The 25940-nt window shown below is 67.8% G+C and carries 25 protein-coding genes; 9 read left to right on the forward strand and 16 right to left on the reverse strand.

The window, feature by feature from the left end:
• Positions 1–82 precede the first annotated feature (82 nt).
• Genes metG through ACWETB_RS01815 form a run of 3 tightly spaced genes read left to right on the forward strand, consistent with a single transcriptional unit; the run spans position 83 to position 3669 of the window.
• Entirely contained in the window at positions 83–1669 is a 1587-nt protein-coding gene (gene metG / locus ACWETB_RS01805) for a methionine--tRNA ligase (RefSeq protein WP_452208866.1), read from the forward strand.
• A gap of 9 nt (positions 1670–1678) precedes the next feature.
• Positions 1679–2887: an aminodeoxychorismate synthase component I gene (locus ACWETB_RS01810; RefSeq protein WP_452208868.1), complete on the forward strand. Its 1209-nt coding sequence runs from the start codon at positions 1679–1681 to the stop codon at positions 2885–2887.
• Entirely contained in the window at positions 2872–3669 is a 798-nt protein-coding gene (locus tag ACWETB_RS01815) for an SGNH/GDSL hydrolase family protein (RefSeq protein ID WP_452208870.1), read from the forward strand. The genes ACWETB_RS01810 and ACWETB_RS01815 overlap by 16 nt, the downstream gene beginning before the upstream one ends.
• 34 nt (positions 3670–3703) lie before the next feature.
• Here ACWETB_RS01815 and rsmI read toward each other — a convergent pair whose 3' ends face one another.
• Positions 3704–4552, reverse strand: a complete 849-nt coding sequence (gene rsmI, locus ACWETB_RS01820) for a 16S rRNA (cytidine(1402)-2'-O)-methyltransferase (RefSeq protein WP_452209200.1) — start codon at positions 4550–4552, stop codon at positions 3704–3706.
• A gap of 70 nt (positions 4553–4622) precedes the next feature.
• Here rsmI and ACWETB_RS01825 point away from each other — a divergent pair, with 70 nt between their 5' ends.
• A complete protein-coding gene (locus ACWETB_RS01825) occupies positions 4623–6221 on the forward strand; it encodes a dolichyl-phosphate-mannose--protein mannosyltransferase (RefSeq protein ID WP_452208872.1) in 1599 nt (532 codons plus the stop codon).
• A gap of 139 nt (positions 6222–6360) precedes the next feature.
• Here the strand turns inward: ACWETB_RS01825 and ACWETB_RS01830 are convergent, their stop codons facing one another.
• The 7 genes from ACWETB_RS01830 to ACWETB_RS01860 all read right to left on the reverse strand — a co-directional run bounded on the left by ACWETB_RS01830 (position 6361) and on the right by ACWETB_RS01860 (position 13586).
• Positions 6361–8022, reverse strand: a complete 1662-nt coding sequence (locus ACWETB_RS01830; RefSeq protein ID WP_449744294.1) for a BCCT family transporter — start codon at positions 8020–8022, stop codon at positions 6361–6363.
• Between the two features lie 32 nt (positions 8023–8054).
• Complete coding sequence (locus tag ACWETB_RS01835; RefSeq protein ID WP_449744293.1) at positions 8055–8450, reverse strand: GntR family transcriptional regulator; 396 nt, start codon at positions 8448–8450, stop codon at positions 8055–8057.
• Between the two features lie 40 nt (positions 8451–8490).
• On the reverse strand, positions 8491–9735 hold the full coding sequence (locus ACWETB_RS01840; RefSeq protein ID WP_449744292.1) for an arginine deiminase: 1245 nt from the start codon (positions 9733–9735) through the stop codon (positions 8491–8493).
• Positions 9736–9946: 211 nt separating this feature from the next.
• Positions 9947–11161, reverse strand: a complete 1215-nt coding sequence (locus tag ACWETB_RS01845; protein ID WP_452208875.1) for an MFS transporter — start codon at positions 11159–11161, stop codon at positions 9947–9949.
• A gap of 43 nt (positions 11162–11204) precedes the next feature.
• On the reverse strand, positions 11205–12209 hold the full coding sequence (locus tag ACWETB_RS01850) for a patatin-like phospholipase family protein (RefSeq protein WP_452208877.1): 1005 nt from the start codon (positions 12207–12209) through the stop codon (positions 11205–11207).
• 50 nt (positions 12210–12259) lie between these two features.
• The gene (gene soxR, locus ACWETB_RS01855; protein WP_348809512.1) at positions 12260–12706 is read right to left on the reverse strand and encodes a redox-sensitive transcriptional activator SoxR; all 447 of its coding nucleotides are present in this window, start codon (positions 12704–12706) and stop codon (positions 12260–12262) included.
• Positions 12707–12722: 16 nt separating this feature from the next.
• On the reverse strand, positions 12723–13586 hold the full coding sequence (locus ACWETB_RS01860; RefSeq protein ID WP_452208880.1) for a universal stress protein: 864 nt from the start codon (positions 13584–13586) through the stop codon (positions 12723–12725).
• Positions 13587–13791: 205 nt separating this feature from the next.
• Between ACWETB_RS01860 and ACWETB_RS01865 the strand changes: the two genes are divergently transcribed.
• Together ACWETB_RS01865 and ACWETB_RS01870 are read left to right on the forward strand one after the other, a co-directional pair.
• Positions 13792–14106 (forward strand): hypothetical protein, encoded by a 315-nt coding sequence (locus ACWETB_RS01865; RefSeq protein WP_449744289.1) that lies wholly within the window; start codon positions 13792–13794, stop codon positions 14104–14106.
• A 128-nt stretch (positions 14107–14234) separates the two neighbouring features.
• Complete coding sequence (locus ACWETB_RS01870; protein WP_452208882.1) at positions 14235–15971, forward strand: protein kinase domain-containing protein; 1737 nt, start codon at positions 14235–14237, stop codon at positions 15969–15971.
• A gap of 40 nt (positions 15972–16011) precedes the next feature.
• Here the strand turns inward: ACWETB_RS01870 and ACWETB_RS01875 are convergent, their stop codons facing one another.
• The 8 genes from ACWETB_RS01875 to mrf form a co-directional block, all read right to left on the reverse strand.
• Entirely contained in the window at positions 16012–16842 is an 831-nt protein-coding gene (locus tag ACWETB_RS01875; protein ID WP_452208884.1) for a protein kinase domain-containing protein, read from the reverse strand.
• 1 nt (position 16843) lies between these two features.
• Positions 16844–18937 carry a cation:proton antiporter gene (locus ACWETB_RS01880; RefSeq protein ID WP_452209202.1) on the reverse strand — a complete coding sequence of 698 codons (2094 nt, stop codon included), beginning with the start codon at positions 18935–18937 and terminating at the stop codon, positions 16844–16846.
• 28 nt (positions 18938–18965) lie between these two features.
• A complete protein-coding gene (locus ACWETB_RS01885) occupies positions 18966–20570 on the reverse strand; it encodes an FHA domain-containing protein (RefSeq protein ID WP_452208886.1) in 1605 nt (534 codons plus the stop codon).
• Positions 20567–21007 (reverse strand): hypothetical protein, encoded by a 441-nt coding sequence (locus ACWETB_RS01890; protein ID WP_452208888.1) that lies wholly within the window; start codon positions 21005–21007, stop codon positions 20567–20569. The genes ACWETB_RS01885 and ACWETB_RS01890 overlap by 4 nt, the downstream gene beginning before the upstream one ends.
• Before the next feature lies 1 nt (position 21008).
• Positions 21009–22802, reverse strand: a complete 1794-nt coding sequence (locus ACWETB_RS01895; RefSeq protein WP_452208890.1) for a hypothetical protein — start codon at positions 22800–22802, stop codon at positions 21009–21011.
• Positions 22799–23329, reverse strand: a complete 531-nt coding sequence (locus tag ACWETB_RS01900) for a hypothetical protein (RefSeq protein ID WP_452208892.1) — start codon at positions 23327–23329, stop codon at positions 22799–22801. The genes ACWETB_RS01895 and ACWETB_RS01900 overlap by 4 nt, the downstream gene beginning before the upstream one ends.
• Positions 23330–23440: 111 nt before the next feature.
• Complete coding sequence (locus tag ACWETB_RS01905; RefSeq protein WP_452208894.1) at positions 23441–23737, reverse strand: type B 50S ribosomal protein L31; 297 nt, start codon at positions 23735–23737, stop codon at positions 23441–23443.
• The gene (mrf, locus tag ACWETB_RS01910; protein WP_452208896.1) at positions 23734–25095 is read right to left on the reverse strand and encodes a ribosome hibernation factor-recruiting GTPase MRF; all 1362 of its coding nucleotides are present in this window, start codon (positions 25093–25095) and stop codon (positions 23734–23736) included. The genes ACWETB_RS01905 and mrf overlap by 4 nt, the downstream gene beginning before the upstream one ends.
• Positions 25096–25216: 121 nt before the next feature.
• On the opposite strand from mrf, the gene rpmB reads away from it, so the two are divergent.
• From rpmB to rpsN, 3 genes are read left to right on the forward strand one after another with little or no spacing between them, the layout of a single operon-like run.
• Positions 25217–25453, forward strand: coding sequence for a 50S ribosomal protein L28 (gene rpmB / locus ACWETB_RS01915; protein ID WP_452208898.1), 237 nt, complete (start codon positions 25217–25219; stop codon positions 25451–25453).
• Positions 25453–25617, forward strand: a complete 165-nt coding sequence (gene rpmG, locus ACWETB_RS01920; RefSeq protein WP_348802973.1) for a 50S ribosomal protein L33 — start codon at positions 25453–25455, stop codon at positions 25615–25617. Before rpmB ends, rpmG begins: the two co-directional genes overlap by 1 nt.
• Positions 25617–25922, forward strand: a complete 306-nt coding sequence (gene rpsN / locus ACWETB_RS01925; RefSeq protein ID WP_452208900.1) for a 30S ribosomal protein S14 — start codon at positions 25617–25619, stop codon at positions 25920–25922. Before rpmG ends, rpsN begins: the two co-directional genes overlap by 1 nt.
• Positions 25923–25940: the final 18 nt, after the last annotated feature.

Here is a 25940-nt window from a genome sequence, read left to right on the forward strand (position 1 = left end):
TGCCATGACCATCGTCGGGAGGAGGCGGCGGCCGGGCCACGGGTCGGGCCGACGGCGCCCACCCAGTATCCTGACAACCACTATGCCCACTGATCTGACCAGCACCGACGCAGGCTCGTCGGACGGCCCGACCTCGCACGGCGCCGGCCGCCCGTATTACCTGACCACCGCGATCGCCTACCCGAACGGCGCCCCGCACATCGGGCACGCCTACGAGTACATCTCGGCCGACGCCCTCGCACGGTTCAAGCGACTCGACGGCTTCGACGTCCGGTTCCTCACCGGCACCGACGTCCACGGTCAGAAGATGCAGCAGACCGCGGAGAAGGAGGGCATCCCGACCGCGGAACTCGCACGCCGCAACTCCGACAGGTTCCAGGAACTCCAGGACCGGCTCGGGTCCAGTTACGACCGGTTCATCCGCACCTCCGACGACGATCACAAGCGCGCGTCGGAGGCCATCTGGCAGCGCATGAGCGAGGCCGGCGACATCTACCTCGATGCCTACTCCGGCTGGTACGACATCCGCGACGAACTGTTCTACGCCGAGTCCGACACCGAGGTCAACGAGGCCGGTGAGCGAGTGGCCACCGACAACGGTCATGTCCTCACCTGGACCGAGGAGCAGACCTACTTCTTCCGCTTGTCGGCCTACCAGGACAAGCTCCTCGATCTCTACGAGAGCCATCCGGAGTTCATCGGGCCCGATGTCCGCCGCAACGAGGTGATCAGCTTCGTCAAGGGCGGGTTGACCGATCTGTCGGTGTCGCGCACCACCTTCGACTGGGGAGTGCCGGTGCCCGGGCACCCCGATCACGTCATGTACGTCTGGGTGGACGCCCTCACCAACTATCTGACCGGCGTCGGATTCCCGGACGACACAACAACATTCGAGAAGTACTGGCCGGCGGATCTACATGTGATCGGCAAGGACATCATCCGCTTCCACTGCGTGTACTGGCCGGCGTTCCTGATGAGCGCCGGCATCGAGCTGCCGAAACGCGTGTTCGCCCATGGCTTCCTGTTCAACAAGGGCGAGAAGATGAGTAAGTCCGTCGGCAACGTCGTCGACCCCGACAACCTCATCGACGAGTTCGGCCTCGATCCGGTGCGGTACTTCTTCCTGCGTGAGGTGTCCTACGGTCAGGACGGGTCGTATTCCACCGACGCGATCGTGGCGCGTATCAACGCCGACCTCGCCAACGAATTCGGCAACCTCGCCCAGCGCACCCTGTCGATGATCGGCAAGTACTTCGACTCGGCGGTGCCCACCCCGGGCGACCTCACCGACGCCGATCAGACATTGCTCACCGCCACAGGCGAATTGCTGCCAACGGTGCGTGCCCACTTCGACAACCAGGCCATCCACCTCGGCCTCGAGGCGTTGTGGTCGGTGCTGGCCGACACCAACCGCTACATCTCCGCCCAGGAACCCTGGAAACTGGCCAAGACCGATCTGGAACGCACCGGCACCGTGCTCTACGTCTGCGCCGAAGTGGTCCGCGTCGTCGCACTGCTGGCCCAGCCGGTACTGCCCTCCTCCTGTGGGAAACTCCTCGATCTGCTGACGGTCGGCGAGCACCGCGACTTCACCGCCGTGGCCCACCAACTCACGCCGGGATCGCAGTTACCCAAGCCCACACCGGTTTTCCCGCGTTACGAGGGATGACCGGAGGCAATGTCGGCCACCGCACCGGACGTCCTGCGGGCGCTGCATGCCCACACCCGTGAACGCGGCCTCCCCCCGCCGGCCGCACTGATCGGCGACTGGTGGGATGCCGACGCGGTGATCGCACCGTCCATCGACATCCGGGCCGGACACCTGCCGGAGGATCGGCCGGACCGATTCTGGTTGGGCTACCGCGGGTTCGACGGTCGACGACGGGACGAGACGGCGCTGCCGGTGAGTGCGGGCGGCGTCACGGCCCATCTGCTGGTGCTCCGCGAGGGACGATGGCACACGGTGTCCGCCGACGACTCCACGCCCCCGGCGTGGGTGGACGACGTGGTGGAGCGGTCGTCGGCGACGGCACAGTCCCGAGCCGGCTGGACCGCGACGTGGACGCCGCCCGACCGTGATCACCACCTCGCCGCCATCGAGGAATGCCTGGAGGCCATTCGAGCGGGCGAGATCTACCAAGCGTGTGTGTGCACCCGGTTCGACGGCGCCCTCGACGGGTCACACATCGACTTCTACTGCGACCTGACCGCCACCACCCGACCCGCGAAATCCGCTTTTCTGCAGGGTGATTGGGGTGCGGTGACCAGTTTCTCCCCGGAGAGCTTCCTGCGCCGCACGGGAAACATCGTGACGTCCTCACCCATCAAGGGCACGCTGCCGGCCGATGCCGATCCGAACCTCTTGGCCGCGTCGACCAAGGACATCGCCGAGAATGTGATGATCGTCGACCTGGTCCGCAACGATCTGAGCCGGGTCGCGGTCACCGGTTCGGTGCACGTCACCGCTCTCCTCGAAGTGGTGGCCGCGCCGGGCGTGTGGCACCTGGTGTCCCGGGTCCAGGCGATCCTGCCACCCGAGGTGGGCAACTCCGGACTACTGGAGGCGACCTGGCCGCCGGCGTCGGTGACCGGGACCCCCAAGATTCGGGCCCGAGAACTCCTCGAGGACTGGGAATCCCACCCGCGCGGTGTGTACTGCGGCGCGGTCGGCCTGGCCGGACCGGACGGTCTGCTCGACCTCAATGTGGCCATCCGGACCGTCGAGGTCGCTCCGGACGGTGGACTATACCTCGGTGTGGGCGGCGGCATCACCATCGACTCCGATCCGGCGCGCGAATGGCAGGAATGTCTCGACAAGGCCGCCAGCATCGTGACCGCCACCGCCACAGTCGATCTCGAGGTGGGGATGTCGTGCCGCGAATCGTAACGCTGGCGACCGCAGCGAGATGGCGTACCCCGACCGCGCTGTGGCAGGGTCTGCGCGCCCAGCGAATCGTCCTGCGTCTCCCCCAGGCCGACGGCGACGACGGAGTGATCACCGGCGACACCGGTGATGGGACAACACGACTCCTCGTGATCGGTGACAGCCTCGCCGGTGGGGTCGGCGTGGCGCACCATCACCACACCCTCGCCGGTGGCGTCGCCGGGCGACTCGCTGAACGACTCGGCGGTGAGGTGCACTGGCACGTCCGCGCCCGAACCGGCTACACCGCAGGCGAAGTGATCACACTCATCGACCCGGACCTGCTCGCGAACGCTGACGTGGTGATCGTATCGGTGGGCGCCAACGACACGAAGAACATGCACACCCCGCGTCGCTGGCGTACCGAACTCACCGCACTGCTGGCCGAGATCACCTCCGGCGCCGCCCAATCCGCGCGGATCGTGTTGCTGCCGGTCCCGATGTTGCAGATGTGTCCGGCGTTGCCGCGCACGCTGGCGACCGTATTGGGTGCGCGCGCAGCGCATTTCGATGACATCGCGTCGCAGGTGTCCGCCGGTTTCCCCGGCATCGGCCGCTTCGCGCGGTTCGTGCCGCCCGGCGGGGCCGACCTCTTCGCCGCCGACGGATTCCACCCGTCGGAGAGCTTCCACGCGATCTACGCCGAGCAGATCGATGCGGTGTTGCGGGCGGACAGCGTCAGCGGGGAATCAGCGCAGGGATCCGGGTGTGGCGACCCAACGATGACGGAACTCGATCACTTCTGAGGCGATGTCGAAGTCGTGACGGTAGTTCATGACCTCACTCCGACCGCGCCGCCAGCACCGCCTCGTACACCTCACGTCGGGAGACGCCGCTTCCCCGGGTGACCTCCTCGCACGCGGCCTTGAGCCGCATGCCGCCGTCGGCGAGGGCCTGCGCCCGGGCGGCGAGTTCGTCGAGGTCGGCCTCGGCGGGCGTGGCGCCGCTCAGAACGACGGTGATCTCACCCTTCACCCCGGCCGCGGCCCATTCGGCGAGTTCGGCCAGGGTGCCGCGGCGCACCTCCTCGTAGGTTTTCGTCAGCTCCCGGCAGACCGCCGCACGACGATCCGGCCCCAGCACGTCGGCGGCCACCGCCAGCAGATCGGCCAGCCGGTGGGGCGATTCGAAGAACACCGCGGTACGGGGTTCGTTGCGCAGCGTCGTCAGCCAGTCCCGTCGTGCCCCCGGTTTGCGGGGTGCGAAACCCTCGAAGCTGAACCGCTCCGACGGCATCGCCGACACCGCCAGTGCGGTGGTCACCGCCGACGGCCCGGGCAGCGCGGTCACCCGCAGGCCGGCCTCCGCGCACGCGACCACCACGCGGTATCCCGGGTCGCTGACCGACGGCATCCCGGCGTCGGTGATCAGCAGCACCGTCGCCCCACCGGCGATGGCCTCCACCAGCCGTGGCGTGCGCGCGGCCTCCACCTGGTCGTAGTAGCTGATCAGCTCACCGCCGATGGACACGCCCAATCCCGCGGCCAGCGCGCGGGCGCGACGGGTGTCCTCGGCCGCCACGATGTCGGCCGACTCCAGTGCCGCCACCAGCCGCGGCGACGCGTCGTCGTAGCGACCCATCGGGGTGGCAGCGAGGACCAACGCGCCCGGCCGGTCCGGTGACGGCATATCCGGCAAAGTCATGCCGACAGCGTACGGCTGCGTGAGCCGGCACCAACCGACCATTACGATCGGACGAGTGACACTGACCGCCGGCGGCGTCGTATTGGGCGAGCCGCATCACAGCGCCGAGATCACGTCGTCGGCGCATGCGACCTCGCCGACCCCCGGCCCGGAGATCCCGACCCCGCTGTTCGGGGCGACGGATCGGCGGCGTGGGCTGATCGTCGGCCTGATCATCGGCGCCATCGCCACCATCACCCGGTTCTGGCTGCTGTGGACGCCGACCGACGACGGCACCCCGATCTTCGACGAGAAGCATTACGTCCCGCAGGGCTGGCAGGTGCTCACCGGCGGCAACTGGATCGAGGACAACCCGGCCTACGGCCTGGTGGTGCATCCGCCGGTCGGCAAGTGGCTGCTGGCGATCGGCGAGTCGATGTTCGGGTACACCCCGATGGGGTGGCGCGTCATGTCCGCGCTCGCCGGCATCGCGATCGTGGTGATGATCTACGCATCCGTGCGCCGGATGACGCGGTCGACGCTGATCGGCGCGATCGCCGGCATCTTCGCGATCTGCGACGGTGTGCTGTTCGTCCAATCCCGGCTGGGCATGCTCGACATCTTCCAGGCCTTGTTCGTCGTCGCCACGTTCGCCGCGGTCATCGCCGACCGCGATCAGGTGCGCGAACGCATGCACAAGGTCTACCTCGAGGGCCGCATCGGCGATTCGGTATACGGGCCGCGGATGGGTTTCCGCTGGTATCGCTTCACGGCCGGGGTGATGCTCGGCCTGACCTGTGGCACCAAGTGGTCCGGCATCTACTACGTCATCTTCTTCCTGCTGCTCTCCCTCGGATTCGACGTCGCCGCGCGACGCGCCTATCACGTGAAGCGTCCGTGGGTGGGCACCCTCATGCGCGACGTGGTGCCGTCGGGTCTGAGCATGGCGGTGATGCCGGTCGCGATCTACCTGGCGACGTTCATCCCGTGGTTCTCCGGCGAGACGTCGGTGTACCGCTATCAGGTGGGCAACACGATCGGCACCGGCGGCACCTGGTCATGGGTGCCCGGCGCGTGGCGCTCACTCTGGTATTACGAGGCCGGAATTCTCAAATTCCACGCAGGCCTGACCAATTCCGCGGGCAACCATCACCCGTGGGAATCCAAACCCTGGACGTGGCCGATGAGCCTGCGTCCAATGCTCTACGCACTGGAGAACGGACCCGATCGCTGCGGCGGCGGCGAATGCGTCCGCGCGCAGATGCTGATCGGCTCTCCCGCGATGTGGTGGCTGGCCCTGCCGATGCTGTTGTGGGGCCTGTGGTCGTGGTTCGTCCGTCGCGACTGGCGCTACGCCGCCGTCGTCACCGCTTACGCCGCCGGCTTCCTGCCCTGGTTCATCGAACTCGATCGGCAGATGTACTTCTTCTACGCGACCGTCCTGGCACCGTTCCTGGTGATGGGGCTGGCGTTGTGCTGCGGCGACATCCTGCGCGGCTCGAGACGGGCGGTACCCGGTACCAGACCCGAACGTCAGGCCCTCGCGGTCCTCGTCGTCGCCATCTACGTCGGGCTGGTGGTGGCCAACTTCGCCTGGCTGTGGCCGATCCTGACCGCATCCCCCATCTCACCGACCATGTGGCGCCAGCAGATCTGGCTGCCGAGTTGGGGCTGACGCCCACTCGACGGGAACGGGCGCCCACTCGACGCGAATCGGCGCCCACTCGACGGGAACGGGCGCCCACTCGACGCGAAACGGCACCCACTCGACGGGAACGGGCGCCCACTCGACGGGAATGGGCGCCCACTCGACGTCAGTCGGAGGACTGGACGATGGGGGTGACCGGGGTGCCGTCGTCGGCCGGCATCTCGCCGGTGCTGATCACCTCGGCCTGTTTGCGGATGTGATCGTCGACCTGACCCGCCAAGATCTGCCGCGACACGATCAACGGGTCGCGGCGCAGATCCATGAACAGCGATACGCACATGCCGATCATCACCAGGACGAACGGCAGGGCGGCGATGATCGCCATCTGTTTGATGCCGTTGAGCGCCTCGTGGTTGGGATCGTCACCGCCGATGGCGAGGAGCAGTGCGGCCACGCCGCCGGTGAGCACACCCCAGAAGATGGTGGTGAGACGACGGGGTTCCTCCGCACCGCGTTCGCTGAGCGTTCCCATCACCAGTGACGCCGAGTCGGCACCGGAGACGAAGAAGATGGCGACCAGGATCATCACCAGTGCCGACGCGATTCCCGTCCACGGCAGGTTGGCCAGGACGTCGAACAGAGTGTCCTCGCTGGCGGCGGTGGCGGGGTCGAACGGAAGGATCCCGTCCATGTTCTGCCGGATCGCGGTCCCACCGAAGATGGCGAACCAGACCAGCGACACCGCGACCGGCACCACCATCACGCCGAAGACGAATTCGCGGATGCTGCGTCCACGCGAGATCTTCGCCAGGAACATGCCGACGAACGGCGTCCACGACACCCACCACGCCCAGTAGAAGATCGTCCACCCAGCGAGCCACTCCTGACCGTCGGCGTCGACGGTGGCACCGGATCGGGCGGAGAAGAACGGCAGGTCATTGAGGTAGGCACCGAGCGTGGTGGGCATCAGATTCAGGATGAACACCGTGGGGCCCACGACGAAGACGAACACCGCGAGGATCAACGCCAGCACCATGTTGATGTTCGACAACCACTGAATGCCCTTGGCGATCCCGGATACCGCGGACAGGACGAAGCATGCGGTGAGGACCGCGACGATGGCGACGAGCAACATCACCCCCGGATTGTCGACCCACCCGACCTTGCTGATACCCGATCCGATCTGCAGCGCACCGAGTCCCAGCGAGGCCACGGTCCCGAACAATGTCGCGAAGATCGCGAGGATGTCGATGATCTTGCCGATCGGACCGTGGGCGCGTGACCCGAGGATCGGCGAGAACACCGAACTGATCAGCTGATTGCGGCCGCACCGGTAGGTGCCGTACGCAATCGCGAGGCCCACAACGGCATACATCGCCCACGGGTGAAAACCCCAGTGGAACATGGTTGTTGCCATCGCGGTGCGCACATCCTCCGCGGACATCTCCGGGGGTGCGGACACGTAGTGGAACAACGGCTCGTAGGAACCGAAGAACATCAGGCCGATTCCCATTCCGGCGCTGAACATCATGGCGATCCAGCTGATCGTGCGGTACTCGGGCGCCTCGCCGTCGCGACCCAGCGGGATACGACCGTACTTCGACAGTGCCAGATACACCGCGAAGATCACGAAACCCGATGCGGACAACACGAACAGCCAGCCGAGATTTCCGGTGATCCAGCCGAGCACGTTGTCGGTGACCGTGTTCAGGTTGTCGGGCGCGGCCAGACCCCAGATGACGAAGGCGATGATGAGCACAGCGGTGACGCCGAAGACCGTCGGATCCAGCGTGACTCGCGTTCGGCGGGGAGGAAGGTGAGTGGACACCAGATCACACAACCAAACCTTGATGTGTTTTCTCAACTCCTACCGAGTGCACGCAACAACAACGTGACCATCGCGTCATCGTCGATTCCCTGCTCACGCAGCGCTTTCACGTGGTCGACGGTGGCCCGTTGGGCCGCCGACAGCCGCGCATCGGGTCCGGCCTTGATGAAAGAGCCGTGCCGACCCCGCGTTTCGATGATCCCGGCCGCCTCGAGTTCTCGGTAGCTGCGGGCCACGGTGTTGGCGGCCAGGTGCAGGTCGGTGGCCAGGGCCCGCACCGTCGGTATCCGGGAGCCCACCAGCAGCGTCCCGTGGTCGACGAGTCCGATCACGCCGAGACGCACCTGTTCGAACGGCGGCGAGTCGGCCGTCGGGTCGATGTGCAGCAGGGACGCGAGGTCGACCGGGGTGTCCGGCTGTCCACTCATCGCATGTCTCCTTCTCGGCTCGCGTCGCAGTGCGTCTGGTTCACAGCGGATCGCGTGCGAGCGGACACGACATGCAGCGTGGTCCACCGTGTCCGACATCGAGCGCCGCACCGTCGATCTCGATGATCTCGATGCCGGCATCGGTGAGGCGCCGGTTGGTGTCGGCGTTGTGCCGATAGGACACCACCACGCCGGGTGCGATCGCCAGGGTGTTGGAACTGTCGTCCCAGGTTCCCGAAGATGGTGTCGCCGAGGCGATTTCCGGATCGATGAGACGTAGACCGGCGATGCCCATCGCGTCGGCCGCGGCGTCGGCGAACCCACGCGCCCCCGACGCCACCACACCCCCGTCGTCATCGGAGCGAATGGTGAACGCGGACATGCCATCCCGGATCGCGGGATGGACGACCATGGCATCGATGTCGACCATGGTGCACATCGTGCCGAGGTGCATGAAGGCACCGGGTCGTTCGATCGGGATGGCCAACACGGTGTGCGCGAGCCCGTCGGTGAGCAAACTCTCGGCGAGTGCCTCGGCGCCTGCGGGAGTGGTACGTTCACCCACACCGACGGCGACGACGCCCGGCGCCAGCAACAACACATCACCTCCCTCGACCGGGGCGACCCGTGACTCGTATGCGCGCCGGGCACCCATGAATCGCGGGTGATGGGCGTAGATGAGGTCGACCAGCGACGCCTCCCGCACTCGCGCCCGCCGCGCCAGCGACGAGATCGCGAATCGTTCCCTGACCCAGAACGAGCTGTCGCGGCTGTAGAGCAGATTCGGCAGTGGTTCGATGGCGAACTCCGCGCCGGTGTACATCTGCCGGACCAACGACCCGCCGGCGGAGACCGCGATATCCGGCAGCTCGTCGAAAGTGATTCCGGCGGTGAGTATTCGGCCCAGCTCCGGCGCCGGCAACCCACGGAGGTGTCGGCTCAACTCCTCGGCCAGCCGGGCACCGAGACGACCCACGTGCACCGCCGAGGCGATGCCCTGTATCCGCGCCGCGCCGCTATGGGCAATCGCCTCGACAAGCAGATCGCCAAGCAGCAAGACCTCGACTCCGCGGTCACGGAGTGCGGCAGTGAACGCGTCGTGTTCGTCACGGGCCCGGGCCGGGTCGGGAACACCGGCGAACAGGAAGCCCGCCGCGTTGGCCGGGGTGAGCCGATCGAGTTCGGGTCCGGGGCGATGGACCATCACCGCGCGCAGCACACCCACCTCGGAGTCGACCCCGAACGAGGCAGGTTGCGTATGGGAGGAGACCGCCGCTGTCACCATGGGTCAACCGTAGGCCATGTCGCGCACCTCCACCGCGAGGGATGAACGACCGGTGAGCGCTGTCAACGTTCAGGTGAGCGCTGTCAACGGGGAGGTGAGCGCTGTCAACGTTCAGGTGAGCGCTGTCAACGGGGAGGTGAGCGCTGTCAGCGGGGTCGGGATGGTCGCGGAGCGTGCGGCCCCGCGTCGGGTCTCCGGTCGGCGCCAACCGTCAGCGGGCGTCCGGATCGGAGAGTTTGGCGGGAGTGCCGACCACTTCGGGGGCGGTTTCGCGCGCCGCGATCCACATCACGAACGCGGCGGCGGCCACCGCGGAGGTGAGGACGAAGGCCGGGCCGAAACCTAAACGGTCGGCGACGAATCCGACGATCAGCGGACCGCCGATGGCGCCGAGATCCGAGGACATGCCGTAGGCGGCCAACGCCGAACCGCCCTGCCGTCGTGCACCCAGGACATCGGCGAGGGCGGCCTGATGGGTCGGCGCGAACAGTCCGGAACCGACTCCGGCGAACATCGACAGTGCCAGCGCAATCACCAGATTCGGCGAGAACCCCAGCAGCGCCGTGGACACCGCCATGATCGCCAACCCGGGCAGCATCACCCGTCGGCGACCATACCGATCCGAGAATCGCCCCGCCGCCACGATCGCCGCCACATTGCCCACGGCGTAGACCGCCAGCACGACACCGGCCATCGCCGGTTGCTCGCCGAGTCCGTCGGTGATGAACAGCGGAACCACCGCCACCCGAACACCCATCGACGCCCAGCCCTGGGTGAAGTTGGACGCCAGGATCGCCCGATATGCACTGTCGCGCAATGCGGCCCGTAAGGACATCACGCCGGGCTTCTCGCCGGCGGTATCGGCATCGGCGTCGCCGGCGTCGCGGAGTTGCGTGGCCACCACGACCGACGCGATCACCAGCGCGATCGCGTAGACGATGAACGGCATACGCAGACCGAAACCGACCAGGGCCGCACCGACGAGCGGCCCGGTGATGTTGCCGATGAGGAATCCGGCCGAGAAGAACCCCGCGATACGACCGCGGATCTCGTTGGGCGACATGCGGATCAGCAACGCCATCGCCGAAATGGTGAACATCGTCGAACCGATGCCACCGAGCCCGCGGAAGATCAGCAACTGCACGTAGTTCTGCGCGAAGGCGCACGCGAATGTGCTGGCGGCGACGATCAGCAAGCCGCTCAGGTAGATTCGTCGTTCGCCGAGCTTGGTCACCAGCCGCCCGGCGGTGGGGGCGAACAGGAGACGCATCACCGCGAACGCCGACACCACCGCCGAGGTGGCGGTGTAGCCGACGTCGAAGCTGCGCGCGAAGCTCGGCAACGCGGGTGCGATCAGACCGAAGCCGAGTGCGATCACCACGTTCGCGCTCAGCAGCACCCAGATGCCGCGGGGGATCTGCCTCATGATCGGTCGCCCGTCTCGCCGTCCCGCACGCCTCGCGGCCCGCTCACGAGGTTTCGGGCAACTGGTCGAGCGCCTCGGCAGTGAGCGTCCGACCGAGTTCGATCATCTCCGAAGCCTTGTGAAAGTCGAGGGTGCGCACCGCTTTTCGCGGCACCCGGATGAGGATGTCCGGCGGGTAGCCGGCAATCTGATGCCGGGTCAGAGCGATCGACATGATGTCCAACGACCGGGTCAGCACCTCGATACGCCCCATGGACGGGGTGGGTGCCATCAGTTCGGCGTCCGCCACGTCATCGGCCACGTCGTCGGCCGGCGTGGACACGTCCGGGTCGAGCGCCTCTGTGCCGAGGGCGTCGGGATCGGGTGCACCCGACGCATCCAGACCCAGCCGATCACGCATGGACCGGACGAAATCACTGGAGAGGATCGGTTCGACGTTGCGGCGGATGATCCCCTTGGTGGTCGGCTGCCGCGCCGCGCCTTCGGCCAGGCCGTCACCGTCGAGAACCACACCGATCGTGACGTCACTGAGGACGGCGGCGGTGGGTGCCACCGGCAGCGGATCGAGAATGCCGCCGTCGGCGAAGAGGTGACCGTCGTGCTGATACGGGGTGATGACCCCGGGTATCGCTATCGATGCCCGGATGGCGTCGACAAGCTTGCCGCGTTGAAACCAGACCGAGCGGCCGGAGATCAGGTCGGTGGCGACCGCGGTGAACGGGATTGCCAGGTCCTCGATCACCGCGTCGCCCAGAATGTCCCCGACGCGGGCGATGATGCGCTCGGCCTTGATCACACCGCCCGGCTTGCTCAGGGAGACGTCGAGCAGTCGCATCACGTCGAGTTGACCGAGGTCGGTGATCCACTCCTCGTACGCGTCGAGTCCGCCGCCGCAGTACAGCCCGCCCACCAGCGCGCCAATCGACGAGCCTGCGATGCTGACCAGCGAAAACCCCCGCGCCTCGAGTTCGGCGATGACCCCGATGTGCGCGTATCCGCGGGCTCCGCCGCTCCCGAGGGCGAGCGCGACGCGTGATCCACCGGCCATGGATCACACCCTATCGCCACCGGCACCGAGCGGTTCCGGCGCCGGTCCGCTCAATCCGGCATCAGCCGACGCGCCCCCGAGCCCTGCCGGTGGAGTTCGTCGCCGGGATTGAGCAGGTGACACGCGTTCAGGGACAGACACCCGCAGCCGACGCACGAACCGATCATGTCCCGCATCTTCTGCAGCAGCGCGATGCGTTGATCGAGATCATCGATCCACCGCTGCGACGCCGCCTCCCACATCTGGGTCGACGGCGACTCGGTGTCACCGAGTTCACCGAGGACGTCGGCGATGACGGCGAGCGGAATCCCCGCGGTCTGCGAGGCCTTGATGAATGCCACCCGGCGCAGCATCGCGCGGTGATACCGACGTTGGTTGCCCGCGGTGCGGCGGGCGAAGATCAGTCCCTGGTCTTCGTAGTACCGCACGGCGGAGGGAGCGATCCCGGCTCGCTGGGCAAGCTCACCAACCGACAACTCGAGCTTTCGCAGGCCCATGCGAGCGCGCAGCGCCTCAGCTGCGGACGACCATCACCGGCAGCGTCGCGTGATGCAGGATCTTCTGGCTGGTCGAGCCCAGCAGCAGACCCTTGAAGCCACCACGTCCACGGCTACCGACGACGACGAGTCCGGCGTCGTACTTCGCGGCGGCCTCGAGCACGGCCTTGGCCGGCTCCTCCGGCAGCACCTCGCGCACCACCTCGACGTCCGGGTAGTCCGCGCCGTAGCCGGCGAGACGTTCGGCGACGGCGGCGACCGCATCCTCCGACATCCGTTCGACCTCGTCGGGGTCGATGCCGTAGCCGTGCAGGGCGTCGGCGTCGAGAGGGGTCCAGGTGTGCACGGCGATGAGCTTGGTGTTGCGCAGGGATGCCTGGGCGTAGGCCTCCTTGATCGCGCCGTCGCTCACCTTGGAGTCGTCGACGCCGACCACGACCGGCCCGTCCTTGGACGGACCAGCGACCACCACGACGCGGCCGTGCGAATGTGCGGCGACGGTGGAGGACACCGATCCGAGGAACAGTCCCTTGACACCGCCGAGCCCACGGGTCCCGAGAACGATCGCCGAGGCGTCCTTGCCGAGTTCGAGCAGCACGCGGCTGGCGTCACCGTCGACGATCGAGCAGTGCACGGTCAGCCCCGGTGCCGCCTCTTCGGCGACCTTGGCGGCGGCGTGCACGGCGTCGGTGGCGTCCTGACGGATGGCGTCGATGACGTCCTGCGGAATGATGAGGCCCGGCGCGTAATCACTGGTGCTGGCGTCGTAGACACCGACCAGCTTGAGTTCGTCGCCTTCGAGTTGAGCTGTCTTCGCGGCCCAATCGACCGCGGCCGTCGATGCTTCCGATCCGTCAACGCCGACGAGAATCGCGCTCATGTGTTCGTCATCTCCCTCTCGGTGGAAATCCCAATGACACAGCTCTGACGTCTCTATCCTGCCCTCGACGCCGCCGAACAGCAATGAGTCAAAGGTCCCCGGCCAACCGGTCCGGCGACGCGGTGTACCATGGAATCCACAGTCGTTGGCGCCCAACCCAATTCCGTGATCGTCAACGTCATAATCGACCCCACCCCCGCATGTCATGAGCCCCGATACCACTTCCCCATCACCACGCGGCCCCTCCGCATTCCGACGCGCGGTCATCTACGACGCGGTGATCATCGGACTGGGCATCGCGACCCTCGTCGTGGCGATGGCATCGGCCGACGGCCTGCGCACCGTGCTGGTGATCGCCGCCCCGGTGATCGTCGGCGGCGGCGCGATCGGAGCGCTGTGGCGCGCCTACACCGAATGGCGGGCCGGCGGGCAGTGGCAGGTGTGGCAGGGCGCCGCATGGTTTCTCTTGGCACTGTTTCTGGTGTTCCTCTTCTCCACCGCCCCCTACCTGCTGGAATGACCCCGGTATCCCACCGGCGGTGCGCCGAACGTGGGACATGGCCTCGTCCGGGCCATCCGGTCACCGGCTACACTCGAGGCGGCAATGATGGAGGGACCAACGCCAGGGAATCGGCCGGGAGTGACAACGTGACGCAGGGCGAGGACACTGGCACCCCGACGGGGCCGGCATCGGCCTCCGGACAACTGGCGCCGGGCACCGTGTTCGCCGGCTATCGCATCGATCGGGTTCTCGGTCGCGGCGGCATGGGTACCGTGTACGTGGCGACCCACCCCCGCCTCCCCCGTCTCGACGTCCTCAAACTCCTCAACGCGTCGTTCACCGACGACCCGAATTTCCGCGCCCGCTTCGAGCGCGAGGCGGATCTGGCGGGCAGCCTCGATCATCGCAACATCGTGTCGGTCTATGACCGCGGCGCCGAGAACGGGCAGTTGTGGATCGCGATGCGCTACGTTCGCGGCTACGACGCGTCCTCGCTCATCCGCAGTTGCCCGTCCGGGGTCGATCCCGCTTTCGCCGTCCACATCATCGGCGAGATCGCCACCGCACTCGATCACGCCCACCGCCGCGGCATGGTGCACCGTGACGTCAAACCGGCCAACATCCTGATCGAATCCGACGACGACGGCGGCACCGGCGCAATCATGCTGACCGACTTCGGTATTGCCCGCGCCGTCGACGACGCGATGCACCTGACCGACACCGGACTGACCGTGGCATCGGTACCGTACGCCTCGCCCGAGCAACTGCACGGCCACGAGCTCGACGGGCGTGCCGACCAGTACGCACTCGCGTGCACCTTCGTCGAATTACTCACCGGCGCACCACCATTCCCCCGCGACAATCGCCTGGCGGCGATGAGTGCCCACCTGCACGACGTCCCGCCGTCGGTGTGCGAACGGGTACCGGGCCTACCGGCCGAGGTGGACGCGGTCGTGGCCCGGGCGCTGTCCAAGGAACCCGCCCAGCGCTACACCTCCTGTGCCGAATTCGCCTACGCCGCAGCCATTGCCGTCGGACTCGCCCCGGCACCCCCGTCGGGACTGTCCGGCGGGATGCGCACCCCGTTCCCCACCGGTCCGGGCCATGTCTCCTATCCCGGTCAGGGCCAGACCTTCCCGCCCGGCCGGCCATGGGCAACCGGCACCGAGAACACCTCCCTGATCGGGCCACGCCGCACGCCGACCTCGGTGGCGTCTGACCCGCGCGTGTCGAATCCGCAGACCGTAGCGAACTCCGGACGCGTGTTCTCCCCGACCGGAAATCCGGACACGGCAACACAATTGGTGAACACAGGGCGGCGCGCCACGTCCGACCGCCCACCCGCCACGCCGGGCACGGCGACGCAGAGCCGCCGGACCACGACCCTGATCTCGGTGGCGACGGTGCTGGCGCTGATCGGCATCATCGCCGGCGTGCTGGCGTTCCTCAACCGCCCCGACGACCCCGGAACCTGGTCGGCCGCACAGCAACCCATCGCCACCCGGTTCTCGCAGCTCCTCCCGGAGGGTCCCAACGCCGACGGGTGGGGTGATGCCGAGTGCGCACCGGCGGCATCGAACGGGATCGACGGGATCACCTGCGTCACCAACTCCGGGGCCGACTCCGGTGTCCGCTACACGGTGTGGCATACCCCGACGACGCAGCAACGCGAGCAGATCGACGCCACCCTGGGCAATCAGCCCGGTACACCTCGAGGGTGGACCGAAGGGCCTGTGCGGGTGTCGGCGGACGCCGTGCGCGACGGCTGGGTGATCACCAACTTCACCGACTCCGCGCGCGCCCCGTACACCATCGTTGCCACCTGGACCGGGCACACCGGCCAGCAGATCCTCGACGAGTGGTGGCGCGACGCGCCGTTCTGACGTCCGGGCGGCCCGGGTTCCGGTCAGCCCGGGTTCTCGGTCAGCGGGCGAGCCGACCGATCCGTTCGGCCACCTCACCGGCGGTGGTGGGTCGTTCCCCGGACAGGGCCAGGCAATTGGCGATCAGGGTGCGTTCCTCGCGACTGAGGTTCTCCGACAGTGCCGGCGGCGTGGACAGCGCCGCCCGGATCGCCAGAAGCGGTTGCGCATCCGGCACGTCGCCGTAGACCCCGCTGCCGGTGAGCGCCCGGTGCAGCACCGCACCGAGCGACCAGATGTCGGTGGCCCGCGATGGCACGTCGCCGGCCAGCAGGGCCGGGTCCATGTACTGCACCGCGCCGGGTTGGGCGAAGCTGGTGATCGGCTCGTCGGCGGCCAGCACCCGGGCCAGCCCGAGATCGGAGATCTTGCCGCCCGGACGGTGCGTGCCGTCGGCACTTTCGGTGATCATGACGCTCGACGGGGTGATGTTGGCGTGCGCGATCCCGGCCTCGTGCAGCGCGTCGACGCCGCGGGCGGCGTCGGCGAGCGCACCGAGCGCGACCTCACGGGTCAGTGGGTTCGTGGGTGCCTGCAACGAGCCGAGCGGAAAGTACTCCATCGCATACATGAACTGCCCCTGCAGCACCGCGTCGTAAAGCGACGCCAGATAGGGCGAGCGCACCGCGGCGAAGGCCCGCAGTTCGCGGACCCCACGGCGGTAGGCGTCGTCGCTGCAGACCCCGCTGAACACCTTGAGCACCACGCGATCCGTCGACAAGCCGAGGCGGGCGGGCGGCACCGCGACGTAGAAGGTGCCGTTGCCGCCTTCGCCCAGTTTGCTCAAGACGGTGAAGTCCGCGAGTTGTTGCGGGACATCGACTGTGGCCATCTCAGTGCCTCTCGGGTGATGCGACGGTGGTGGTTTCGGTGACCGGTGGTTGGCCGGCGAAGCGTTCCTCGATGCGTTCTGACAATGATCGTTCCGAGGTTCCCGTCCGGTCGATGACGGTGTATGCGGCAGGGACCGTGGCCATCTCGGCGTCGTCGGGAACCAGCACCAGGGTGCCCGGCATGATCAGCGCATCGGTGCGGTCGGTGACCGTCACCCGCACGCCGAGAACGGACAGTCCGGACAGATCCGCGGACATGCGGCGACGCGATGATGCGGTGACGACAGTGAGGTCCGCACCACCGCCGTACGCCAGCGACGCGGCCACCACGACGGCGGTGCGCCCGGCGCGACTGTCCGCGGCGGCGCACACCAGTGCGGAGGTCGACGACGGACCACGCCCGGCCGCCGGTGTCTCGTCGATGACGAGAATCGGTGCGCTGGTGACCGATTCGACCATCGGCAGCGCGTCGGAGTCGACGACGACGACGTCGGCGCCGCTGTTGGCGGCCATCTCCTCGAGATCCGTGGCGGGATCGGCGCTGAACCGGCACAGCACCGACACCGATCCGGCACCGGCCAGGCGGGCCCCCAGAGCGGTGAGTTTCTCCACCGCCGAGGCCATCGCCGAGAGGTCGGGCACCAGCGGCACACCGAGTTCGAGGCGTTGATCCCGTCCGGGGGTGGCCAGTACCCCGGCCAGCACGACGTCGGTACCCGCACCGGCGGCGAAGGCACGCCGGTGCCGGGTGAGCAGGTCGTCGACATCCGCGTCGAGGTCGGTGAGCACGATCATGGTGCGTGAGGCGCTGCCGGTGGCCAGGGCCCGGCGTTCGGCGGCCGCGATGTCGCGGGCGACCACCGAATCCGGGTAGACCACCCGCAGCAGCGGTTCGGTGAGCACGGTGGTGACCAGCGCCATCACCACCATCATCGCGAACAGTTCGTCGGAGAGGACGCCCAGTTCCTTTCCGGCCGTGAGGATCACCAGCTCGGTGAGACCGCGTGTGTTCATCAGCACGGCGATCGCCGACGCCTGACGGTTGGGTATCGCCGACAGCCGCGCACCCAGGAACGCGCCGGAGAACTTCCCGACGATGGCCACCGCGAGGACCAGCAGCAGTTGCCACCATCCCCCTGCGCCGATGTCGGCGAGATTGACGCTCAGTCCGGTGACGACGAAGAACATCGGGAGCAGCAACAGGACGCTGACCTGCTCGAGTCGCTCCAGGATCTCGCGGGTGAGCGCCTCACCGCCCACCTTGGGCATGATGGCTCCGAAGACGAACGCACCGAAGATCTGGTGGATGCCGATGACGTCGGTGGCCGCCGCGGACAGGAACAGGCCGACGAGGATCACCGCGAGGATGTCGGGTGTCATGCGTCCGGCGGCGTCGCGCCAGGTGATCAGCCGCCGCAGCAGCGGCCGGACGATCCCGAACATCACGGCCACGTACACCACGGTCAGGCCGACGATCTTGGCCACCTCGGACATGCTGCCGCCAGAGATGATCGCGATGACGAAAGCCAGTGCGGTCCAGGCGATGATGTCGTCGACGGCGGCGGCGGCGAGGCTGAACACGCCCGGTGGGGTGCGTTGCATGTTGCGGTCGGTGAGGATGCGGGCGAGCACCGGGAACGCGGTGATCGACATCGCGATACCGAGGAACAGGGCCATCCCGAGCAGGCCGATCTGTTGACCGCCGACGACGTCGTGCGTCGGGTAGAGGACCACCGCGAGTCCGACTCCGAGGGCGAAGGGCACCACGATCGAACACAGGGAGATGGTGGCGGCGGCCCGTTCGCGGCCCGCGATCAGTCGCATGTCGAGTTCGAGCCCGACGATGAACATGAACAGCACCAGCCCGATCTGGGCGAGTGCACCCAGCAGGGGCCGGACGTCGCTGGGAAACAGCGCTTCGGTCGGATCGCCGGGCAGCAGACCGAGCAGGCTGGGGCCCAAGGCGATTCCGGCGGCGATCTCACCGACCACCGCGGGCTGGCGGCAGGCAGCCGCAATGCGGCCACCGATCCGCGCCGCCACGATGATCACCGCGACGTCGAGGAGCAGGAAGGCCACCAGGTGTTTGTCCATCATCACACGCCCATGGGGTTCTCGTCCGTCACGTCCGGGCGTGGGGGGATTCGAAGATGAAGTGACGGCCGCCGATTCGCACATGCGAACCGGGCGAAAGGATGTGCGGCTGGCGCGGAGCCAACCGGATCTCGCGGCTGCCCATAGCAGGGTCGCTGACGAAGGTGCCGTTGGCCGAGCCGAGGTCGATCAGGTGCACGTCCCACTCGACCAGCCGGAGTTCGATGTGCCGGCGGGAGAGTTGCCCGGACTCGTCTTGCACGCGAATGGGTTTCGGGTTGGACCTGCCGCGGCCACCACTGGTTCCGGGTTCCCGGCCGATCACCAGGTCCTCGTCGAGCAGGTAGGTGGAACCGTTGTCGAGCAGCAGCCAGCCCAGCGGCGGCCGCTCGCCTTCGACGAGGATGCCGGTCAGCTGATCCATCCGGATGCCGCACACTCCACACAGCCACGAGCGGGGATGGTTGAGATGCCCTCGCGAACAACGGATTCCGTGGACGTGCGCCCGCGATTCGGGCAGTTTGACGACCTCGGTGGCCGACTTCTGCTTGGCCTGGACCGGCAGCGGGTCACGCTGTTCGGGCAGGACGTCCTGCAGGGAGTCGACCTTGAAGTCGATCGGCTCCTCTGGCGCCGGTGGGGCGGGCGGCGGGGGTGGGGTCGGTGCCGGGGGTGGCGTCGCCGGCCAGGGCTGGTGGGGGGTTTGCGGCGCCGGCGGTTGCGGCGGTTCGGGGTGGGTGGGCTCCGGATCGACACCGAGTGGTGTCGACTGGAACGCCCGCGGCTCGGGTGCAGTCGGTTCGGGCGCGGACGGCTCGGGCGCATGAGGTTCGGGCGCACGGGGTTCGGGCGCCGGCGGCTTGGACATCAGTGGGGTGGAACGGAATTCGGGAGCCGGCTCTTGCTCCGGGCTCGGCTCGGACTCCGGGGCCGGCTCGGGTTCGGGTGCCGGCGGTGCAGGGCGCGGGGGCGCGGACCGCATCGCGTCGTCGGCGCGATCGCCTACCTCGTGCATCTGATCGGCGTGCATGTGATCGGCGGTGTCGGCATCGTCGTGATCGCCGTGATCGTGATCGGCATGGTCTTCGGCCGCCCCGGCACGAGAGCTGAGGTCGTAGACCTCGGTGCCGCGCATCCCCAGTGGGGTGTGCAGCAGGGCGCCGGCGGCGGGAACGTGGCCCTCGACGAGGTCGTAGGTCTCCTCGCCGGGCTCGGCGGGCACCGCACCGGCGAGGTAGAGCCCGAGTCCCTCGTACGGCCACGGGATGGCCCGGTCGAACGGTTCGCCGGTCGCACTCGCGCGCAGTCGACGCCCGTCGGCCTCACCGAACACCGATCCACTGAGATAGATGGCGATCCCGACGCTGTCGGGGGCGGCGAAGCCGATGTCGGCGGGGTGATCAAGATCGGCGGTCGCGACCAGTTGAGCGAGGGCGCGCACGACGTGCCGGCCGCGGCGCGGCATCCGGTCGGGGGTGGCCACGGAGGTCTCGATGGCCAGGATCTCGGGGAGCAGGACGCGTGAGGACTCCCCGAGTACGCACAGGAATGCGGGTTTGCGGATCACGATGCCCGATCCGGGCACCAACGTCACCGTCGGGGTCACACTCGGACTGGGTGCGGGTGCGCTCAAAAGAACCGACCTCCTTGGAATCTCCAGTGCGGGAAGATCGCTCGCAGCGGGCCGTTGAGGATGATCCACACGACCAGCCAGGTCGTCCCGAACTGGATCGCGAACACCCCGGGCGAAGGAGGTCCGGTGCCCTCGGGAAAGATCGGCGCATACTTCACCACGAACCAGGTGGCGATGCCCTCGTTGATACCGGTGAGCAGACCGAACAGGGTGGGCCAGTCCTTTTCCCATCGGAACTGCTGCAGGAAGTGGTAGATGAACTCCCAGGCGACGCCGAGCACGATGACCGTGGCGAGCACGATGTACGCGCCGATGTAGGTCTTGCCGATGGGCGCACCGTCGGGCAGGAACGGCCCGATGATGAGCGTCCAGATCCCACCCACGATGCCCAGCACCAGGATTCGCGTCTGGATGCGGCCCCACAGGGTTGGCAGCATGTCAGTCGACTCCCTTCCCACGCGCCCATCGCCACCATTGTCGGGTCGACCGCCATGGTGAGAGTCTCTTGCAGAACCCTTGTTCGGCCAGGTCGTCGACGATCTCCAGCGCCGCGATCTGCAACCCGAGGAAGGTGTCGACGCCGGGGAAATAGCCACCGAGGGTGGCCGAACCCGAGGCGTAGATCCTGCCGTTGCCGTTGCGGGTGCCGATCAGCTCGAAGTTGCGTTCCACGTCCATCCGGCCCACCGGGTTGATGCCGGCACCCGTGTGATCGAGCAGGTCGGCGAGCAGACGATGTTCGCGCACATCGGCTTCCAGCCCGGTGCAGTCGATGACGTAGTCGGCGTAGAGCTCGAACGTCCCGTCCGGGCCGGCCTCCTGCTTGATCGATGCGTGCGGGTCGACCTTCACCGTCGCCACCACGCCCTGGCCGCCGTGCGCAGGGACGAGGGATTGTGCCTTGCCGACCGCCACCCGGTACCAGCCCTCCCTGCGGCCGCGTTTGAGTTGTTCCTGCCAGTCGTTGCGGACCGGGGTATTGGTGCCGCCCATCTGCTTGTAGGCCTCGGCACGGTCGTGGCCCTCGAGTTTGCGCATCCGGGCCTTGAGCTGACCACCCCACACCGACTTCGGGTAGTTGAACCCCTGATAGGCCCAGCCGTCTTTTCCCTTGCGGCGCATGAATATATGCGGTCCGTGCGCCTTGTCGACGTAGGTGCGGAACAGATGCACCACCTGCGTCTGCAGGCCGTAGGCGTCGCGGTCGTCGACGAGTCGCTGCAACACCCGGGAGGCGACGATGCCCGCGCCGCGGATCATCACAATGCCGGGTCGTCGTCGCAGTGCCTGATAGATGTGCTCATGTGGCTCATAGGCATTGACCACCTTGCTGGCGTCCCGGTAGGTCTCGCGGAAGGCCTGTAGATCCGGCAGCAGCTTGATGCCCGGGTAGCCGATGGCCACGTGCACCCACTGACTGCGGAACGCGACCCGCTTGGTCGGTGAAGTGCCTTGCGGCGGTGTGAGGATCGTGAAGTACCCGCCGCCGGCGCGGCGTCGGATCATCCGGACCTGCCCCTGCCGCAGGCATTGCAGGTAGCCGATCCGGTTGCACTCCTTCTCCATCGACTCGAACGCGTGCCCGGCCTTGGGCGTGTAGTAGTTCGCGAAGATCGGTTCCACCGCCACGTTCCACAGCGGCTTGATCGATTTGGTGGCCCACGCCTCGCGGGTGGCATACGACGGGAAACCCCAGATGTTGTCGGGTGTCGACGCCGAGTCGGAGCGCAGCCGTTCCCCACGCGGGATCTGCGAGACGCGGGTCAGATACTCGTAGGAGTGCCACGGCACATCCTGGGGGCCGAGCACCGCGATACGGTCCAGCGGCACGCCGCAGATGCGCAGGTAATCGACGGTCACAAAGGAGCCGATGCCCGATCCGACGGTCACGAAGGGGACATCGATGACCGGGATTCCGGCCTGCTCGACCATGGCATCGGTCCACACGTCGGTGTCGACCAACTCGGGGGTGAGGTCGCCGGTCCCCCGGGTGCGTCCGATGTGGGCGGTCGCGAAGTCGCCGGGTTCGGGCGCCGGGACCGACGAGGGACGCGGACCGGGCGGATACTGCCCCGGTCGGGGTCCGGGTCCGGGTCCGGGCGGAACCGGGTACCCGGGACGTTGCGGCGGTGGGTACTGCGGCGCCCCCGGACGGCCGGGGCGGGGCTGACGGGGTTGGGGCTGACGGGGTTGGGGCTGACCGGGTTGGGGTGCCGGGCCCCGGGTGGTCATCGCCGGCTCCGCATCTTGGTGATCAGCAGATAGCCGAGAATGCCTGCGGCGCCGCCGATTCCGATGATTGCGACGATGATGTAGGCAATATTCGACGAGGTCGGCGTCGATTGCGCCACCGGCACGACGTTCTTGCTCAGCGTCGCCGTGGTCGGGGCGGAGGTTCGCGGCGTGGTGCTGGTGGTGGCTTCAGGAATCGGCGGCGTGTAGGTGGGCGCCACCGTGGTCGGGACGGTCCGCGGGGTCACCGTCGTCGTGGACACCGGCGGCGGTGTGGTCGTGACCGGCGGCGGCTCCTCGGTGGTGGTCACCTCCGGCGGCGTGGTGCCCTCCGGCGGGGTGGTCACCTCACTGCTACCACCCGGGTCCCCCTGGCCGGGTTCACCGGTGTCGACGACGGGCGGCGCCGGTGGGGCCGTCGTCTCGGCGAGCGCCGGGCCGCCGAGTGCGAGCAGGGCGCCGACCATGACCGCGACCAGTACGGCGAGTCGCACCAGATGGCGGTGGCTCGGGACGCGCGGACGCATGTTCCCTCCAGTGAGGTCGAGTGCGGGACGGGTGTAACTCTAACCCGTCCGCGCACTCGACCGACCGCCAACCAGCCGAACGTACTACACCAAGTCCTTGCTGGTGAAGGCCTATTCGGGCCGTTGCGTGGGCGTCGCGGAACCACCGCGAGGCGCGTGTCGGGGGATATCGGCGTACCGACGCCGGAACCGTTCGACACGTCCGGCGGTGTCGACGAGACGGGCGGCCCCGGTCCAGAACGGATGGGAATCGCTGGTCACGTCGACGACGACCAATGGGTAGGTGTTGCCGTCACTCCACTCGACCGAGATGTCCGATTCGATGGTGGAGCGGGTGAGGAACTGCTTTCCGGTCGAGGCGTCCCGGAACACAACGGGATGGTAGTCGGGGTGGATGCCTGGTTTCATTGCTGGCCCTTTCGGTCGGTATCGGTAGCGGTGGTGCCGTCGGCGGCGGGCGCTCGCCGATCGGTTTGCTCGAGGTCGTCACACGGGTCGGAGTGGGCCACGCCGAAGGGATCGGGGTAGGCCATCCACAGGGCCTGCCCGTCGGCCATCTCGGCGTCGGTGAGCACGGCCTCCGACAGGGTGCCGGTGATGGTGTCGGGGTCGGCGCGGTGCGCGAGAATCACCAGCGCGCTGTGGCGATCCCCGTGTTCGGCGTCCCATCGCAGGGCGGCCATCGCCCGGCGTTCGGGGTCCTCGAACTCACGCTCTTGCGCCGACATCGCCGCCAGCCACGGACCGCCGATCGCCACTCGCAGGCCTTCGCCGGCGGATTCGACCCAGAAGGCGTCGTCGGGCCGGTTGGCCAACCACATCCGTCCCCGGGTGCAGACGACACCGTCGAGCAGGACGTCGAGGGCGGCGTGGAGTCGCTGCGGATGGAAGGGCCGTTCGGCGGTGAATTCGACGACGCGCACGCCGCACTCCTCCTCCAGTGGCGGCCGATCACGAAGCAGCGGGTCGTGTGGACCGTCGATGCGACCGCGGCGTGCGCCCTCGGGGATGGCCCGCAACAACTGCACCGCGATGAGCGGGCGGATGGGGCGCTGCGGCAGTTCCATCACCATCGGTGCCCGGGGCGCCAGTCGTCGCAGGACCGCCATCGTCCGGGCCGATGTCCACTGGTCGCGCATCGCCGGGTCGGCGGCGGCGACCACCAGTGCATCGGCGAATCCGACCTGGGCGACGGCCACCTGGGCGAGGGTGCGGTCGTCGTCCTCACCGCTGCCGCCGTCATCACCGTCGCCGCCGAGGGTCTCGTCCCCGGTCGCGGCGTCGAGCCAGTCCGACTCCGAGACGCAGGCGATGGTCGCGTCGATCACGACGTCGCCGCCGGCCGGTGCGTCGATGAATCCGGGCATGTCGGTGACGACGACCTCGTCGATCGCCCACGCGACGGCCTCCGGCTCGAGTGCCGAATCCAATTGGATGACAATGTTTTCCACCGAGCTTCGCCGATGCAGCCGGCGTAACAGCGGGAGCAGGTCCAGTCGCAGGGTGCATGAGACGCATCCGTGCGCCAGGTTGACCTCGGTGACCTGGGTGATCTCGCTGCCGTCGAGGTCGACCGCTCGCACGGTGCGGACCACTCGTCCCGACCCGACCGCGTCGAGGTCGTGATGGACGAGGGTGGTGCCGGCCACCACGAGCGCGTCGGCGGTCCGGGCGACCGCCTCGGGATCCAGCCCCGTCACCAGGACAACCGGTGTGCGGGGCGGCATCAGATCACCGGATGTCGCCGTCGACTCGAACTCCACCATGACTCCTTGTTGATAACAATTTCCATTTGACGATGCCCCACGGTAGCCTGCTCGACGACGTTAATGCCAATCGTTACCAATAAGACGGTTCGCATGGATCGCAAACAGCAAGGAGGTGGGCATGTCTGCCCATTGTCAGGTGACCGGACGCACGCCGGGATTCGGCAAGAGGGTGTCGCACTCACACCGGCGCACCTCGCGCCGGTTCAACCCCAACATCCAGCGCCGGCGCTATTACCTGCGCGCCGAGGACCGCTACATCACCCTCACGGTGAGCGCGAAGGGCATCAAGACCATCGACCGCCGCGGCATCGAGGCCGTGGTCGCCGAGATCCGGGCGCGTGGGGAGAAGATCTGATGGCGCGCAACGAGATCCGGCCGATCATCAAACTCAGGTCGACGGCCGGCACCGGCTACACCTACGTCACCCGCAAGAACCGGCGCAACGATCCCGACCGGATGGTGCTGCGCAAGTACGACCCGATCGCCCGACGCCACGTCGACTTCAAGGAGGACCGCTGATGGCCAAGAAATCGAAGATCATCGCCAACGAGCGCCGCAAGGCCACCGTCGCGAAGTACGCCGAACGGCGTGCCGCATACAAGCAGACGATCGCCGACGCGGCCGCGAGCCCGGAGGAGCGGGCCGAGGCGATGCGGCGGCTGCAGGCACTGCCCCGGGACGCGAGCCCCATCCGAATCCGCAACCGCGACAGCGTCGATGGGCGGCCCCGCGGCTACATCGGCAAGGCCGGCCTCTCGCGCGTGCGATTCCGCGAGCGGGCCCACCGCGGCGAACTGCCCGGCATCCACAAGTCGAGCTGGTGACATCACCGGACCCCCATC

This window comes from Gordonia sp. NPDC003950 (assembly GCF_053605205.1).

Coding starts and splice junctions, on each gene's coding strand:
- ACWETB_RS01905 (WP_452208894.1), bottom strand. CDS start 23,737: ATGAAACCAGGCATCCACCCCGACTACCATCCCGTTGTGTTCCGGGAC.
- ACWETB_RS01835 (WP_449744293.1), bottom strand. CDS start 8,450: ATGAGTGGACAGCCGGACACCCCGGTCGACCTCGCGTCCCTGCTGCAC.
- mrf (WP_452208896.1), bottom strand. CDS start 25,095: ATGGTGGAGTTCGAGTCGACGGCGACATCCGGTGATCTGATGCCGCCC.
- ACWETB_RS01810 (WP_452208868.1), top strand. CDS start 1,679: ATGTCGGCCACCGCACCGGACGTCCTGCGGGCGCTGCATGCCCACACC.
- metG (WP_452208866.1), top strand. CDS start 83: ATGCCCACTGATCTGACCAGCACCGACGCAGGCTCGTCGGACGGCCCG.
- rpmB (WP_452208898.1), top strand. CDS start 25,217: ATGTCTGCCCATTGTCAGGTGACCGGACGCACGCCGGGATTCGGCAAG.
- ACWETB_RS01845 (WP_452208875.1), bottom strand. CDS start 11,161: ATGAGGCAGATCCCCCGCGGCATCTGGGTGCTGCTGAGCGCGAACGTG.
- ACWETB_RS01890 (WP_452208888.1), bottom strand. CDS start 21,007: ATGCTGCCAACCCTGTGGGGCCGCATCCAGACGCGAATCCTGGTGCTG.
- rpsN (WP_452208900.1), top strand. CDS start 25,617: ATGGCCAAGAAATCGAAGATCATCGCCAACGAGCGCCGCAAGGCCACC.
- ACWETB_RS01880 (WP_452209202.1), bottom strand. CDS start 18,937: ATGGACAAACACCTGGTGGCCTTCCTGCTCCTCGACGTCGCGGTGATC.
- ACWETB_RS01865 (WP_449744289.1), top strand. CDS start 13,792: ATGAGCCCCGATACCACTTCCCCATCACCACGCGGCCCCTCCGCATTC.
- rsmI (WP_452209200.1), bottom strand. CDS start 4,552: ATGCCGTCACCGGACCGGCCGGGCGCGTTGGTCCTCGCTGCCACCCCG.
- ACWETB_RS01860 (WP_452208880.1), bottom strand. CDS start 13,586: ATGAGCGCGATTCTCGTCGGCGTTGACGGATCGGAAGCATCGACGGCC.
- soxR (WP_348809512.1), bottom strand. CDS start 12,706: ATGGGCCTGCGAAAGCTCGAGTTGTCGGTTGGTGAGCTTGCCCAGCGA.
- ACWETB_RS01875 (WP_452208884.1), bottom strand. CDS start 16,842: ATGGCCACAGTCGATGTCCCGCAACAACTCGCGGACTTCACCGTCTTG.
- ACWETB_RS01850 (WP_452208877.1), bottom strand. CDS start 12,209: ATGGCCGGTGGATCACGCGTCGCGCTCGCCCTCGGGAGCGGCGGAGCC.
- rpmG (WP_348802973.1), top strand. CDS start 25,453: ATGGCGCGCAACGAGATCCGGCCGATCATCAAACTCAGGTCGACGGCC.
- ACWETB_RS01900 (WP_452208892.1), bottom strand. CDS start 23,329: ATGCGTCCGCGCGTCCCGAGCCACCGCCATCTGGTGCGACTCGCCGTA.
- ACWETB_RS01895 (WP_452208890.1), bottom strand. CDS start 22,802: ATGACCACCCGGGGCCCGGCACCCCAACCCGGTCAGCCCCAACCCCGT.
- ACWETB_RS01840 (WP_449744292.1), bottom strand. CDS start 9,735: ATGGTGACAGCGGCGGTCTCCTCCCATACGCAACCTGCCTCGTTCGGG.